The following is a 15,898-nucleotide window of genomic DNA, read 5'->3' as shown; positions in this document are numbered from 1 at the left end:
CACACATGTTTGAACTGTCAATGACACGGCTGCATGAAGTCATGATCATCCTCTATGCAATCAGCGTGCTATTATATTTTATGGATTATGTACAAAGAGACCAGAAGGCGAATCGCGTTGCCTTCTGGCTTTTGTCAATTGTCTGGGTTCTCCAAACAATTTTTTTATTTCTGTATATGTTTAGAACAGGCAGGTTTCCGGTTTTAACATTATTTGAAGGTATTTATTTTTATGCCTGGGTATTACTAACGCTTTCGCTAGTACTCAACCGATTATTAAAAATTGATTTTACTGTCTTTTTTGTTAACCTGATCGGATTTACTTTCATGGCGATACATACATTCGCCCCCGTTCAGGCAAGTACAGAAGCAGCTGCAGAACGCCTGATGTCTGAACTGCTTCTGATTCATATTACAATGGCCATTGTCTCTTATGCAGCTTTTTCGATTTCAGTCGTCTTTTCCATTTTATACTTACTTCAATACAGACTGTTAAAAAAGAAAAAGTGGGGGCAGAAAATTCAGCGGATCACTGATCTTGCAAAGCTTGAAAAGGGGTCCGTGATATTAAACAGCATTGGTTTTCCGCTGCTGTTATTGAGTCTGATTCTGGGTGTTCAGTGGGCAGTTGTATCACTGCCGACAGTCCTCTGGTACGATATTAAAATTTCAGGTTCGTTCCTGCTGTTAACAATCTATGGCGTATTCTTATACAGAAGGTTTGGAAAAGGACAGTCAGGTAAGTCGCTGGCACTGTTAAACACAGCCGCTTTTGGCTGCCTGCTGATCAACTTCTTACTTGGCAGCAGGTTATCATCATTCCATTTCTGGTCAGTCTAAATCACGATAACTATTCATTGGAGGCATTTATTTATGAGAAGAATCATTGTAGGGTCACGCAGGAGTAAGCTTGCGATTACACAGACAAAATGGGTAATTGAACAATTAAAGTCGCTTGAACCAGGTACAGAGTTTGAGATTAAAGAGATCGTCACGAAGGGCGACCAGATTCAAAATGTAAAGCTTTCTAAAGTAGGAGGCAAAGGGCTTTTTGTAAAGGAAATTGAACAGGCAATGATCGATGGTGAAATCGATATGGCTGTTCACAGTATGAAAGATATGCCTGCTGAGCTGCCTGAGGGTTTGATTATCGGCAGTATTCCGGAGCGTGAGGACCCTAGAGATGCATTGATTTCCAAAAATAATGAAACACTTGAGGAACTGCCGGCAGGATCAATTATTGGCACGAGCAGCCTGAGACGCGGTGCACAAATTCTTGCAGTACGTCCCGATTTGAAAGTTCAGTGGATCCGTGGAAATATTGATACTCGACTGAAAAAGCTTGAAACTGAAAACTTTGATGCGATTATTCTAGCCGCTGCAGGACTTTCCAGAATGGGCTGGTCAAAAGATGTAGTCTCAGAATTTCTATCTCCTGAAGATTGTCTGCCAGCGATTGGACAGGGTGCATTATCAATTGAATGCAGAGAAAGTGACACTGAACTGAGAGAATTACTAAATCGTTTCAGTGACCAGGAAACCGCTTTGACTGTTACGGCTGAGCGCACATTCCTCCATAAAATGGAAGGTGGGTGCCAGGTGCCAATTGCCGGATATGCAACACAGATTGAAGATGGCGTTTCCTTGACAGCGCTGGTTGCATCTCCGGATGGAACGAAAGTGTATAAAGAAGTGATCAGTGGAAATGATCCGATTGAAGTTGGCTTAAAAGCTGCTGAAATCCTGACAGAGCAGGGCGCTAAAGCGTTAATTGATCAGGTTAAGATCGAACAGGAAGGTCAGTGAGATGGCTTCCCTGAACGGGGTGAAGGTTGTCCTGACCAGAGATTTACGCTCATCAGAACAGGATCGCTTACTGATTGAACATAGCGGGGGAATTCCGGTTATTACACCTATGATCCGGATTGAGCCTGAATCAGTTACCCTGGATGAACAGAAAAAGCGTGAACTCAACAACTCAGACTGGATTATTTTTACGAGTAAGCACGGCGCTCATTACTTTTGCAGATTAATAGAAGAAGCGGGATTAAAAGATCTGGTGGCCTCAAAGAAAATCGGTGCTGTTGGATCAAAAACAGCTGACGCATTAAAACAGGAAGGACTACCCGTTCACTACATTCCGCCGCTCTATTCTGCTGCTAGTTTTAAGGAAGATTTTACAGAGCCGGTCGCAGGTTCTGTTCTTTTTCCACAGGGAAATCTTTCACGGGGTGAAATTGCAAAGTTTCTTATCGAAAAAGGATATGAATGCATTAGCTGGACGGTATACAAAAATACAGTTCCAGACATGTCGGCAGATCTTTTGAATGAACTCAGGACAGCTGATATCATTACATTCTTTTCCCCATCTGCTGCAGAGCGGTTTGATAAAGCAATTGAAGCTGATCCACTACTGCTTTCAAATATCAGACAAGGTCTGATTAAAGTTGCAAGTGTAGGACCTACGACAACAGATGCGTTAAAGAAGATCGCTTTGCCTGTACATATCGAACCTTCAGAATATACAATGGAAGCGATGATTGAAGAGATTGCTTCGTCTCTGAAGTAAACATGAGTGTTTTTAATCGTATTCAGGAGGGTTTTAAATGAATGAATTACAATTTGACCGTCACCGCAGATTGAGAGGATCTGATGCGCTGCGTTCGATGGTGCGTGAAACATGGCTTCGACCGGAAGACTTTATTTATCCGCTGTTTGTCGTTGAAGGTGAAAATATCCGGAAGGAAGTTCCTTCAATGCCGGGCGTTTTTCATGTCTCATTAGATGGTGTGATGGATGAAATTAAAGAATGTCAGTCTCTCGGTATTCAGTCTGTCATTTTGTTTGGTGTCCCGAAAGAGAAGGATGCTGTCGGCTCTCAGGCCTATGCTGAAGAAGGCATTGTCCAGCAGGCAACTAGACTAATCAAAAAAGCAGTACCTGAGATGGTGATCGTAGCGGATACCTGTCTATGTCAATACACTGATCATGGTCATTGTGGTGTAATTGAAGGCGGTAAAGTTCTGAATGACCCTACACTGGACCTGCTTGCTAAAACTGCAGTCAGCCAGGCAAGAGCGGGCGCTGATATTATTGCGCCATCCAACATGATGGATGGATTTGTCGCTGCGATCCGTTATGGTCTTGATGAAGCAGGATATCATGATGTACCGATTATGAGTTATGCAGTGAAGTATTCTTCAAGCTTTTACGGACCTTTCAGAGACGCAGCTCACAGTTCACCACAGTTTGGGGACCGTAAAACCTATCAGATGGATCCGGCTAACCGGATGGAAGCATTAAGAGAAGCAGATTCTGACGTAAATGAAGGTGCAGACTTTCTGATTGTGAAACCTGCTCTATCTTATCTTGATATTATGAGGGAAGTAAAAGACCGTCACACGCTTCCTGTTGTTGCTTATAACGTAAGCGGTGAGTATTCAATGATTAAGGCAGCTGCAGCAAACGGCTGGATCAACGAGCAGGAAGTCATCCTTGAAAAGCTGACAAGCATGAAACGTGCCGGTGCAGACCTGATCATTACGTATCACGCAAAAGAAGCATCACGCTGGCTGAAAGATCAATAAATTTTTAAAAGGAGCGGTAGCATGCGTTCATATGAAAAGTCTCAGGAAGCATTTAAAACAGCATCAGAACTAATGCCAGGCGGAGTAAACAGCCCCGTCCGCGCATTTAAATCCGTTAACATGGATCCGATCTTTATGGAAAAAGGTAAAGGGTCAAAAATCTATGATATTGATGGAAATGAATATATCGACTATGTGCTCTCATGGGGACCATTAATTCTTGGTCATGCCGATGATCACGTGATTGAAGAAATCAAAAAAACTGCAGAGAGCGGTACAAGCTTCGGGGCACCAAGCCTAGCTGAAAACAAGCTGGCTGAGCTTGTGATTGAGCGTGTACCATCTATTGAAAAAGTAAGAATGGTTTCTTCAGGAACAGAAGCTACGATGAGTGCACTCAGACTTGCCAGAGGGTTTACAGGCCGAGATAAAATCGTGAAATTTGAAGGCTGTTATCACGGGCACGGTGACAGTCTGCTGATCAAAGCGGGTTCCGGTGTTGCGACGCTCGGTCTGCCTGATTCTCCAGGAGTACCGGCAAGCGTTGCGCAAAACACGATTACAGTTCCTTATAATGATTTCGAATCAATTCAGTATGTATTTAAAGAATACGGAAGTGAAATCGCCGGGGTCATTGTTGAGCCGGTTGCAGGTAACATGGGTGTCGTGCCTCCGGTTGAAGGCTTCCTTGAAGAGCTGAAAACGTTAACTTCAGACCACGGTGCACTGCTGATCTTTGATGAAGTCATGACAGGTTTCCGTGTCGGATATAACTGTGCACAGGGTCACCTTGGTGTAACACCTGATCTTACCTGCCTTGGTAAAGTAATCGGTGGAGGTCTTCCGGTAGGTGCTTTTGGCGGCCGTAAAGATATTATGGAATTCATTGCGCCAGCCGGGCCGATTTATCAGGCTGGAACTTTATCAGGAAATCCGCTTGCGATGGCAGCGGGATACGCAACACTATCTCAGCTGACTGAAGAAAGCTATGATCACTTTATTCAGGCTGGTGACAAATTACAGGCAGGCTTCACTGAGCTCGCTGAGAAGTACAATATTCCTCATTCAGTTAATCGTGCAGGATCAATGCTTGGTTTCTTCTTCACGAATGAAAAAGTAACTGATTTTGAGAAAGCCAAAACGTCAGATCTTAATATGTTCGGTGAGTTTTATAGACTAATGGCTGAAAATGGTGTATTCCTTCCGCCATCACAATTTGAAGGCTGGTTCCTCTCAACTGTTCACAGTGATGAGGATCTTGAAAAAACACTGAATGCTGTTGAGGCTTCCTTTAAAGAAATTTCATCAAAAAGATAAATCTTAACCAGCCTGGAGTAAATTCCGGCTGGTTTTTTATCATAACGGGTTCCTGATGATCATAAATTATAAAAGACTGATTATGAGGAGGCCGTGATGACGAAAAATACGATTTATCAATTACAGGAAAATATCGTGTTTAAAGGGGATCAGGTACTGAGTGAATTACGTTCTCTATCGTTTGAACCGAGTGTATCCATTACTGAACATGCTGATCAGGTAGTAGTGGAAGGTACGCTCCATTTAGCGGGAGAAGGCAGTTATGAGCCGGTGACTGATCAACTGCGTGCACTGCAGGACACAGAGGTACAGGAATCTGTAGTAATGGAGGATCTCATTTATTTTGAACATCACTTCCCGCTTTCTATCTCCATTTCATCTGCAAGAGTGGAGAGAAAGCAGGATGTTGAAGTGTACATTGATCATGTGGACTATGAGATACCGGAGAGCGGAAGGCTGAATGTGACTGCTGATATTATGATCGAAGGTATAATAGAGCCGAAGCCTGAAAGAGCTGAAGAAGAGCCGAGGGTGCTGCCTAATCCATTAGAAGAGTGGGAAGGGATTGCTGAACCGGAGACAGAAACGAAAACTGAACAGTTGATAACAGAAAAAACTGAAGTACCAGAGCCGGCAGCTCAGGAAGCTCCTGAAGACACACCTGAAACACTTGAGGCGATTCCTGAAATAACAGCTGAACCTGTTATTAAAGATTTCAATGAAGAAGTAAGGGTTGAAGTTGAAGAAGAAATAGAAGTAGATGATGAAGAAGAATTTGTTGAAGAAGATCAGAATGAGAAAAAAGGTGAAGATACTTTTACGCGTTTTGTTAAATCCTTAGAAGAAGAGCGAACAGTAATAAAAATACATATCGCTCAACAGGATGAAACACCAGAAACGGTCGCAGAGCGATATGGAATTCCGATGCTCCAACTGATGAAAGTGAACCAGTTCGAATCGAGGCGTCCATTTAATAGAGGCGAACTGATCCGTATTCCCGGAACTCAAATCCATTCAAAATAAAGGACACAGGCCACACCAACCAAAAAGCCGAGTATCAGTACATCAATCGTTGAAGGGAGTAACAGTAAACGGATTGTTTGAAAGATACAGAGCGGGACGATGATTTTTTGAAGTGTACAACGGCATTTTCTCCACCATGGCGGTTTGGGCTTTGGAAACATTTTCTTCCCCATCATTGACTCCTCTCCTGAAACTTTATTAGTTATCTTATGCAGGAAGAGGTTTTTTGCGATTTTTATTGACGAAACAGCAGCGTTTTGATTATGATAGAGCATATATATGATGCCTTGAACAGGAGTAGTATGCAGATTTTCGTTCTTCAGAGAAGAAATTCATTTGGTGAGAGAATTTCCAGAATTGATCCTGCAGAAGTCGCCTGTGAGCAGTACCGGTGAACATTTAAGTAGCCGGTGCCGGTTAGAAGCCGTTATCTTAATTGAGTGCACAGAGATCAGTCTGTGTAAAAAGGTGGTACCGCGAATCAAATCCCTTCGTCCTTTTATGGCGAACGGGATTTTTTTGTTGTGAAAAAGCTGCTGACTATTACTTTAAATATGGAGGTTTTACTATGAATGAAACATCGATGCCTACAAAGTATGATCCGAAGGCGATTGAAGAGGGCCGCTATGAGTGGTGGTTGAAGGAGAAAGTATTTGAAGCAAGAAGTGATGAAAGTAAGGATCCCTATACAATTGTGATCCCGCCTCCAAACGTAACAGGTAAACTGCACCTGGGACATGCCTGGGATACAGCGCTTCAGGATATTCTGACAAGAATGAAGCGGATGCAGGGCTATGATGTCCTATGGCTCCCTGGTATGGACCATGCAGGAATCGCAACACAGGCAAAAGTTGATCAAAAGCTCCGTGAGCAGGGGAAATCCCGCTATGAGCTTGGTCGTGAAGCTTTCTTAGAAGAGTCATGGAAGTGGAAGGAAGAGTATGCTCAGCATATCCGTGCGCAATGGTCTAAGCTCGGTCTTGGGCTTGATTACAGCAGAGAACGGTTTACACTTGATGATGGACTTTCTAAAGCAGTTCAAAAGGTATTTATTGACCTTTATAATAAAGGCTTAATTTACCGCGGTGAATATATTATCAACTGGGATCCGGCAACAAAAACTGCCCTTTCAGATATTGAAGTAATTCATAAAGATGTGCAGGGTGCCTTCTATCATATGAGATATCCGCTGACTGATGGCAGCGGTCATATTGAGATTGCGACTACGCGTCCTGAAACGATGCTTGGTGATACTGCAGTAGCTGTGCATCCTGAAGATGACCGCTACAAGCACCTGATCGGCAAAACTGTAAAGCTTCCGATCGTAGGGCGTGAAATTGAAATTGTTGCTGATGATTACGTGGATATGGGATTCGGTTCGGGCGCTGTAAAAATAACGCCTGCGCACGACCCGAACGACTTTGAAATCGGTAACCGTCATAACCTCGAACGTGTACTTGTCATGAATGAGGACGGCTCAATGAATGACAATGCAGGAAAATATAAAGGTATGGACCGTTTCGAGTGCCGCAAGCAGATCGTAAAAGACCTCCAGGAAGACGGTATACTGTTTGAAATTGAAGAGCACCTGCACTCAGTTGGACACTCTGAGAGAAGCGGAGCTGTTGTTGAGCCTTACCTTTCAACACAGTGGTTTGTTAAAATGGAGCCGCTTGCGAAACAGGCCATGGATATCCAGGAGACTGAAGGAAAAGTTAATTTTGTACCGAACCGTTTTGAAAATACGTATATGAGATGGATGGAGAATATTAGAGACTGGTGTATTTCACGACAGCTCTGGTGGGGACACAGGATTCCTGCATGGTATCACAAGGAGACAGGTGAGCTTTATGTAGGTGAAGAGGCGCCTGAAGATATTGAAAACTGGAGTCAGGATGACGACGTGCTTGATACATGGTTCTCATCTGCACTTTGGCCGTTTTCAACAATGGGCTGGCCGGACGAAGAATCAGCAGATCTTCAGCGCTACTATCCGACATCAGCGCTTGTAACCGGTTATGACATCATCGCATTCTGGGTATCCCGTATGATTTTCCAGGGAGTTGAATTTACGGGCCAGCGTCCATTCAAAGATGTACTAATCCACGGACTCGTGCGTGATGCTGAAGGACGTAAAATGTCAAAATCCCTCGGTAACGGCATTGATCCGATGGATGTGATTGAGCAATACGGTGCAGACTCACTGCGTTACGTACTGACAACCGGTTCATCTCCTGGTCAGGACCTCCGTTTCTCAATGGAAAGAGTTGAATCAATCTGGAACTTTGCCAACAAGATCTGGAATGCATCAAGATTTGCACTGATGAATATGGATGGTCTTACATTTGACGAGATTGACCTGACCGGTAAAAAGTCAGTCGCTGACAAGTGGATTCTGACGCGTCTGAATGACACAATTGAAAACGTAACGAGCCTTGCTGACCGCTATGAATTCGGTGAAGTCGGCCGTACACTTTATAACTTTATCTGGGATGATTTCTGCAGCTGGTATATTGAAATGGCGAAGCTGCCATTGAACGGTGAAGACGAGGAAGCGAAAAAGACAACTCGTTCAATTCTTGCACACGTGCTGGATCAGACAATGCGTCTGCTTCATCCGTTTATGCCATTTATCACTGAAGAGATCTGGCAGAACCTTCCACATGAAGGAAAATCAATTACAGAAGCTTCATGGCCGACTGTGAATGAAAATCACATTGATCGTGAAGCAGATGAAGAAATGAAGCTCTTAATCGAAATAATCCGTTCAGTAAGAAACATCCGTGCTGAAGTGAACACGCCAATGAGCAAAAAAGTAAACCTGATGATCCGTGCAGCCAATGATCAGACAGCAGAGCGCTTAACGAAAAACGAAGCGTATATTGAAAAGTTCTGTAACCCTGAAAGGCTTGAAATTGGTACAGACGTGAAAGCGCCTGAAAAAGCCATGTCTGCTGTTGTGACCAATGCAGAACTGTTCCTGCCTTTAGAAGGACTGATCAATGTAGATGAAGAAATTGCCCGTCTTGAAAAAGAGCTGGATAAATGGACGAAAGAAGTTGACCGTGTAGAGAAAAAGCTTGGCAACGAGCGTTTTGTCAGTAAAGCGCCTGAAGCAGTCGTAGAAGAAGAACGTGCGAAGCAGAAAGATTATCTATCAAAACAGGAAGCTGTTAAGACAAGAATCGAAGAACTGCGCACAGTATAAAAAGGTTGAGCGGATAGACATTACTGTCTGTCCGCTTTTTTAAGGAGTGATCACATTGATAAAGAATTTTGAAGAAGCAGTAGACTGGATTCATGGCAGGTTAAGACTTGGTATTAAGCCGGGGCTTGAGCGTATGGAATGGATGATGGACCGGCTTGGGAACCCTCATCAGAACATAACAGCGGTACATATTGGCGGAACCAATGGCAAGGGTTCAACGCTCAGTTTTCTAAGAAATGTGCTGCAGGAGGAAGGTTATTCAGTCGGCAGTTTTACCTCTCCTTATTTTGAAGTCTTTAATGAGAGAATTTCTGTAAATGGGAAACCCGCACCTGAAGAAGAATGGACAGCATTAGTGAATAAAATTAAGCCGCTCGCAGATGAACTCGAACAGCATGAGCTCGGAGGTCCAACGGAATTTGAAGTGATCACTGCGATGATGTTTTATTATTTCGGTGAAATGAAAAAGGTAGACTTTGTACTGATAGAGGTAGGACTCGGAGGAAGGTTTGATTCTACAAACATCATTGAACCGGTCTGCAGCTGCATTACATCAATCGGCCTGGATCATGTCAGTATTCTTGGAGATTCATATGAAGAGATTGCATATGAAAAAGCAGGGATTATCAAAAAAGGCACACCACTCGTTTTAAATGTAAAACATGCAGGTGCCAGACAAGTCATTTTATCGCAGGCTGAAAAAATGAATGCTCCTGTATATGAATTTGGACAGCAATTTCAAATTGAGCAAATTGCATCTGAAGAGGCAAGGGAGCAGTTTATTTATAACGGAGATCTGCATCTGAAGACCTCTATGAGTGGATTACATCAAGTCGAAAATGCTTCACTTGCAGTCACGATGGTTAAAACTATTGATCATGAAATTTCCAGAAATTCTATCATATCAGGACTTGAAAAAACCTTCTGGCCTGGAAGGTTTGAAACAATCAGTCAAAATCCACTGGTCATCATGGATGGTGCACATAACCCTGAGGGGATTGAAATGATGGTGAAAACGGTACATCAGAAATACAGTGCGAGGAGAATTCATTTTGTCTTTGCAGCTGTTTCTGATAAAGATCTGACGCAAATGATCAGTCAGTTGGATCAGCACGCTGATCAAATCACGTTTACATCATTTGATTTTCCAAGGGCAGCAGCTGCAGATGACCTTTTCAAAATCAGCCGTCATCCTCATAAACAGGCAGTTGAAGGAACTGAGTGGTTCGGGAGCTTAACGCCGGATGAGCATACAGTATATATGATCACTGGGTCATTGTACTTTTTATCAGGAATTTACAGACATCTGAAAAATCACCTCAATTAATAGAAAATTTTCATTTGTTAAAAACTTTGTGACGACCAGCAGATTATTTGTTATGATAAAAGTTAAATGTGACTATTATCATAAAAAAGTGTGGTGAGATAAGATGAAAGAAGTGAACAAATCCGTAAAGTGGGTATTGTGGCTTATGTGGCTAATTGTATTTCCGACGGGATTATACATTGCCTATCAGGTTAGTCCCATCACTGAGATCGATTGGAGAATTGCGATTAGCCTGATCGGGCTGGCGGTAATTTCAGCTTATCTCCCATTTAAAGTGGATCATACAACGATTTTTATTATTCACTGGATCAATCTTGCTGCCTTTTTAACGTACGGACTATTTTTTGAAATGCTCCTCATGCAGATTGTACTGATTCCTTTATTAATCAGAGCAAAAATGACGCTGAAAACGTTATATCGTTTTCCTCTTAATTCTGCAATGTTTATGTTAATCAGCTTATTGGCAGGCTTCGTCTTTTATCAAATGAATATCAATATAGCAGCAGGCTTCGGACCGCTTGTTGCCGCTTCTGCTGTATATATCTTTATTCATATTTTTGCTAACCATATTTATCTGTACACATTTAATTGGCTGATCAGAAACCGATATGCATTTTTCAGCAGTGACACAAAGCTGGATTACGCTGCTACTATGCTCAGTATGCCTTTTGGTCTTGCACTCTATTATCTGCTGCAACTATTAGGCCCCTCAGCTACATTGCTGCTTGGCATCCCGTTTCTTGCAGTTACGATGATCTTAAGACTTTATAATACATCTGAGCGGGTGAATACTGACCTTGCAAAGTCGGCTAAGATCGGTCACCAGCTTGCAGAGCGTCTAAATGTCAGTGAAGTGTTGGACCTTTTTACAAACAAACTTGCGGATCTGATGCCACTTGATTATACGTATGTATTAGATGTACATTCGGGCAGAGATGAACTGGTATTGCTGCGCAGAATTGAAAATGGTCAGATTGAACCGAATAACCTGGCCCCTGTCAGAAAAGGGGAAGGTATTTCAGGTAAAGTGTGGGAAACCGGTGAAGCCTTATTATTTAATAAAAAATCAGAATGGATGGAAAAGGTTGAGGGATACATACCGGCAGATATTGAAAGCATTATCTGTGTACCAATCCAGCGAAATAAAAGGACGGTTGCAGTTCTCCTCGCTGCATCTAAAAAGAAAAATGCATTTGGAACCCATCTGATCGCGATTCTTGAGATTCTATGTTCCTATCTGGCTATTGCTATGCAAAATGCGAGAAACTATCAGCGTAATGTAAAAAGAAGCGAGCGCTGCGCATTGACCGGACTATATAATTTTAGATACTTCAATGAGCACCTCGAAAAAGAGTTTGACAGGCTGCAAAAAGGCCATATGAATGCACTCTCACTCATTCTGCTCGATATCGACCACTTCAAGAAGGTAAATGACACATACGGTCACGAAAGTGGAAACGATCTATTAAAAGAACTCGCAGGGTTATTAATTGAAACGGCAGGCCGAGATGCTTTAATAGCAAGGTATGGCGGAGAGGAATTTGTCCTTCTTCTCAGTGGGAAAACAAAAGAAGAAGCACAAATCATCGGGGAAAAAATCAGGTGTGCAGTTGAGAATTGTATCTTCGAAATCCAGCATGACCTGAGTAAAAACAGGGAAATGTCGCAAATCAGTATGACTGTCAGTATCGGAGTCGCTTCATCCCCTCAGGATACCGATTCCTCAAAGAATCTGTTAAGAAATGCCGATAGAGCGCTTTACATTGGTGCCAAGCAAAAAGGAAGAAATAAAGTGGCTGCTTATGTTAAATAATGATCGGCTAATAGTAGTATAATTTTATATGTGTTAAAAGTATGAGTTTATTAATTTTGTGGTAATATAATCTTATACTATTGGTTATAAAGGAGTGGGTTGTTTTGAGGAGAATCATATGTTTTCCATTAATTCTGTTGTTAATATGGGTATCTTTCAGCGCCCACACTTTTATTACAGCTTCAGCGGAGGGGATTTCCTCAAAAGATGTACTTTTTCTTGAAATAACAGTAGATGGAAAAAGTCAGAATCCGGATTTTAGCGGAGTCAATCAATACAACATAAGTGTTGACACGATTTCAATGAAAAGATTTGTAGCAGGCAGAGAAGCACTAGACGGAAAATATGATGGGATCATCATTGGAGAAGGAACTTATTCCGGGCAAGGTGTAAATGGACGTAATCACAATACGTCAGCAGTACAAAATGATATTACAAACTTAAAAGCGAATGAGGTTATCGAACGTTTCATAGACAAGAAACAGCCTGTGTTCCTTCATAAAAGCAGTATAAATAATGGTGGGATTTTGCAGCAGAAATTTTCAAACCTAACAGGCAGCTCTGTAATGTATTTCGAAAATAGCGGTAATAACAGCTTTAATAAAGTATTTAATTCTTTTATGCAAAATGATTTTACAAAAAAACCTTCATTCAATATAACCTCCGCACCTGCCGGCTGGAACTCATCTTACACGAACGGATATAAAGCAGGTGACACGATCAGCTTTAGAGTAAATATCCACAATCAATCAACCAGCCGAATGAAGCTGCGTCTTTATATCGATCAGGATTTTAATGACCGGTTTGATGCTGAAGAAGTTGTTAGGGAAGTTGATGTGAGAAGCCTGGACACGAGTCTTAACTACGAATTGCCCTTTGGATTCTCAGGTCCAAGGATGTGGAAACTGGAGCTTGTGCAGCCTCATGATAATGTTATCCTCAGTGATTATGAGACCGGACAATTTTTGTTTGAAGATAAGCCGGTTGAAATCAATGTTTTACAGGTCTATCGAAATAGCAATAGTTCTCTGCAAAGACCAAATAATATGAATCAGGATTATTTAACACAAAATAACCAATATAAAATTAATATTGATGTTACTGGTTTTGACGTCTTTAATAATAGCAAAAATGCATCGTCTCAGTCAGCGCTTTATTCGCATGAGGTCATTAATGGGAAATATGATATGGTGATTTTCGGATTCTCAGACACGTATAATTACGCGAATCTAAGTCAGGGTGCGGTTGGTTCACTGAAAAAATATATAGATTCACAGCAAAGTGTCATGTTTACCCATGATACGATTTTCAATAATAACAATGTATGGGTAAATAATTTTATGGAAGCAACAGGTCAGAAGGCGCCGGAAACAAATCTGGGGAATGGTGCACCCAATACCTCACAGAATACTAAAAAAGTAAATGAAGGTTTGATGACATCATTTCCTTTTGATCTTCCTGAAAACGTCAGGATTGCGACTACACATAACCAGTATTACACGTTGGACCTTGAGGATGAAAATGTCATTCCGTGGTACAACATTATTGGTAGTAGCCGTGATGAAAATGACAGCTGGAATCACTATTACACATATTCAAAAGGAAATATTACCTACTCAGGCACAGGGCATACGTCGACGAACTTTCCAGATCCTGAACAGAGGTTATTTGTAAACACGATGTATCGTGCATTCTTTGGAGCGAATCATGCACCTGAAATTACTGTGCACACTCCTGAAAACGAAGCGGCTTTTCCGATTAATCAGACAATCCCGCTAAGTTTTACAGTAGAGGATTACGATCTTTCAGCTAAGACAAATGACGTAAAGGTATATATGAATGATTCGCTTATTCACCATAAAGAAAGTTCCAGAAACGGTGAGACAATCAACCTTCAGTTAGCACATGGGATGCCAGCAGAAGGAAAGGTAAGAATCAGAATTGTTGCTACGGATGAAAAAGGTGCCGAAACAGTTGATGAAAGAACTGTGAATGTATTTGAAACTGAAAACCTGCTTGAACTATCCAGGACTATCTTGCCGGTAAAACCTGTCTATGAAGTCAGAAATGATTTGATGCAGCTGAATTATGAACTGAAACCTAAACCGGTGCATCGAAGTGACCTTGCAGGTAATCAATCAATCAGTCTGGAAAGTATACAGTTTAAAGAAGTGTTCCCTCCGAATATTGAAGTAGTTGAACTGCCTGATTATTTGACGAAAACAGGAAGTATTGATATTGGGTACACAGTATCAGGGACAATTCCCCGAATTGAATATTCAAGAGATTTTAATGGCAGTCAAAACGGTGGGTCCCGGGGTGCCGACCCTGTGAAATTTTCAATCGGTATCACTTCAATGCAAAGTGGACTTTATTCTCTTGCAGATTCATCTTTAACCTATGATCAGGTCTATGGTAAAGAGAATAATGGTAATAATAATAAAGAGAATTATGCAGGAACCTTTACAGAATATTTTAATAGAATCGATTTCGTAGCTGGAAATCCACTGACTGAAGTCCGGCTGACGGAATCAATCGCACTTGATAAAGGAATTGAAAGAAACCTGACTGCTTCAGGGGATTTCAGTTATAGCCCTCAGGAGGCGAAAATTGAAAAGATTGAATGGTCTTCTTCAGATTCCAATGTCATTACTGTAACGCAAAATGGAATTATTAAAGCGGTTGGTAATGGAAATGCCATTGTCACAGTCACAGTTACAGACGTGTTTGGAAACAAGATGACTAAAAAGTCGAATGTTGCTGTGAGAATACCAATTGAATCAATCGTGCTTGAGCGTGTTGAAGTATTTGTTGGTGAAACTGCTGAACTGCCAATGACGGTCAATCCTTCTGATGCATCCGGCAGTATTGAAATTTCACTTGAGAATCGTTCAATTGCATCTGTCAATGCAGCTGCACGTACTGTAACCGGACTACAGCCGGGAACGACGAAAGCTGTGGCGCGGGGAATCAATGCAAATGGAACTGAAGTGGTTGCTGAAACAATTATCACTGTAAAAACGAGAGAAATTTCTTCACTTAATGTCGAACCTGGTGAAGTCACGATTAATAAATTTGACGTATTTAATTCATTTACGGTATCAGTTGAACCTGAATATGCAGATACTGAAAGTCTAGAATGGACTTCAAGTGATCTATCAGTTGCTGAAGTACTATCTCCTGGTGTGATCAGGGGAACAGGTGCTGGGACAGCTAAAGTTTATGTTCAGGCACCGAATGGAGTGAGAGATGAAGTGATCATCAACGTCTTATCTCCATTAGTTGATGCAGGGTTTAAAAAAGAAGTGATTGTGATCGGTAAAGGTGATACCTTCCCGCTCTCATCAGAGCTTCAAATCACACCTGCCGATGCCACTGATATTGAAAGTATTGTGTATACAGATATAACGGGCACTGGTGATAATCCATTTATTAACCTGAATAACAATGGAGATGTCAGTGGTGTGCGTATAGGAGAAAATAACATTGTCCAGGTTGTCGTAACGACAGAGGGTGGAAACACTTATACAGATACGATTACTGTGCATGTAAGAGAAAATGAAGATGTTGAAGATGCTGATAATGGGGACAGATATTAAAGGCTGAGCAATCAGCCTTTTCTTT

The 15,898-nt window shown here is 41.8% G+C and carries 11 protein-coding genes and 1 other annotated feature; of the genes, 10 read left to right on the top strand and 1 reads right to left on the bottom strand.

The window, feature by feature from the left end; genetic code table 11:
- Nucleotides 1-5 precede the first annotated feature (5 nt).
- From DH10bf12_RS15075 to DH10bf12_RS15050, 6 genes are all read left to right on the top strand, one after another.
- Nucleotides 6-839 carry a cytochrome c biogenesis protein gene (locus tag DH10bf12_RS15075; RefSeq protein ID WP_471736068.1) on the top strand — a complete coding sequence of 278 codons (834 nt, stop codon included), beginning with the start codon at nucleotides 6-8 and terminating at the stop codon, nucleotides 837-839.
- A gap of 33 nt (nucleotides 840-872) precedes the next feature.
- Nucleotides 873-1,805, top strand: a complete 933-nt coding sequence (hemC, locus tag DH10bf12_RS15070) for a hydroxymethylbilane synthase (protein WP_471736067.1) — start codon at nucleotides 873-875, stop codon at nucleotides 1,803-1,805.
- 1 nt (nucleotide 1,806) lies between these two features.
- Complete coding sequence (locus tag DH10bf12_RS15065; RefSeq protein ID WP_471736066.1) at nucleotides 1,807-2,568, top strand: uroporphyrinogen-III synthase; 762 nt, start codon at nucleotides 1,807-1,809, stop codon at nucleotides 2,566-2,568.
- A gap of 37 nt (nucleotides 2,569-2,605) precedes the next feature.
- Nucleotides 2,606-3,586, top strand: a complete 981-nt coding sequence (gene hemB / locus DH10bf12_RS15060) for a porphobilinogen synthase (RefSeq protein ID WP_471736065.1) — start codon at nucleotides 2,606-2,608, stop codon at nucleotides 3,584-3,586.
- Nucleotides 3,587-3,607: 21 nt separating this feature from the next.
- Nucleotides 3,608-4,903: a glutamate-1-semialdehyde 2,1-aminomutase gene (gene hemL / locus DH10bf12_RS15055; RefSeq protein ID WP_471736064.1), complete on the top strand. Its 1,296-nt coding sequence runs from the start codon at nucleotides 3,608-3,610 to the stop codon at nucleotides 4,901-4,903.
- A gap of 96 nt (nucleotides 4,904-4,999) precedes the next feature.
- Entirely contained in the window at nucleotides 5,000-5,926 is a 927-nt protein-coding gene (locus DH10bf12_RS15050) for a hypothetical protein (protein ID WP_471736063.1), read from the top strand.
- Here DH10bf12_RS15050 and DH10bf12_RS15045 read toward each other — a convergent pair.
- Nucleotides 5,908-6,099 (bottom strand): hypothetical protein, encoded by a 192-nt coding sequence (locus DH10bf12_RS15045; protein ID WP_471736062.1) that lies wholly within the window; start codon nucleotides 6,097-6,099, stop codon nucleotides 5,908-5,910. The genes DH10bf12_RS15050 and DH10bf12_RS15045 overlap by 19 nt on opposite strands.
- Before the next feature lie 105 nt (nucleotides 6,100-6,204).
- Nucleotides 6,205-6,428 (top strand) — a binding site (T-box leader).
- A gap of 66 nt (nucleotides 6,429-6,494) precedes the next feature.
- Here DH10bf12_RS15045 and DH10bf12_RS15040 point away from each other — a divergent pair.
- The 4 genes from DH10bf12_RS15040 (at nucleotide 6,495) to DH10bf12_RS15025 (ending at nucleotide 15,873) form a co-directional block, all read left to right on the top strand.
- On the top strand, nucleotides 6,495-9,134 hold the full coding sequence (locus DH10bf12_RS15040) for a valine--tRNA ligase (protein ID WP_471736061.1): 2,640 nt from the start codon (nucleotides 6,495-6,497) through the stop codon (nucleotides 9,132-9,134).
- A 55-nt stretch (nucleotides 9,135-9,189) separates the two neighbouring features.
- The gene (locus DH10bf12_RS15035) at nucleotides 9,190-10,461 is read left to right on the top strand and encodes a bifunctional folylpolyglutamate synthase/dihydrofolate synthase (protein ID WP_471736060.1); all 1,272 of its coding nucleotides are present in this window, start codon (nucleotides 9,190-9,192) and stop codon (nucleotides 10,459-10,461) included.
- A gap of 103 nt (nucleotides 10,462-10,564) precedes the next feature.
- Nucleotides 10,565-12,274 carry a sensor domain-containing diguanylate cyclase gene (locus tag DH10bf12_RS15030; protein WP_471736059.1) on the top strand — a complete coding sequence of 570 codons (1,710 nt, stop codon included), beginning with the start codon at nucleotides 10,565-10,567 and terminating at the stop codon, nucleotides 12,272-12,274.
- 104 nt (nucleotides 12,275-12,378) lie between these two features.
- Nucleotides 12,379-15,873 (top strand): Ig-like domain-containing protein, encoded by a 3,495-nt coding sequence (locus tag DH10bf12_RS15025; RefSeq protein ID WP_471736058.1) that lies wholly within the window; start codon nucleotides 12,379-12,381, stop codon nucleotides 15,871-15,873.
- Nucleotides 15,874-15,898 lie beyond the last annotated feature (25 nt).

This window comes from Jeotgalibacillus sp. 10bf12 (genome assembly GCF_055597105.1).
Note: the sequence above shows the minus strand (reverse complement) of the source record. Positions and strands in the feature narration are given on the sequence as shown.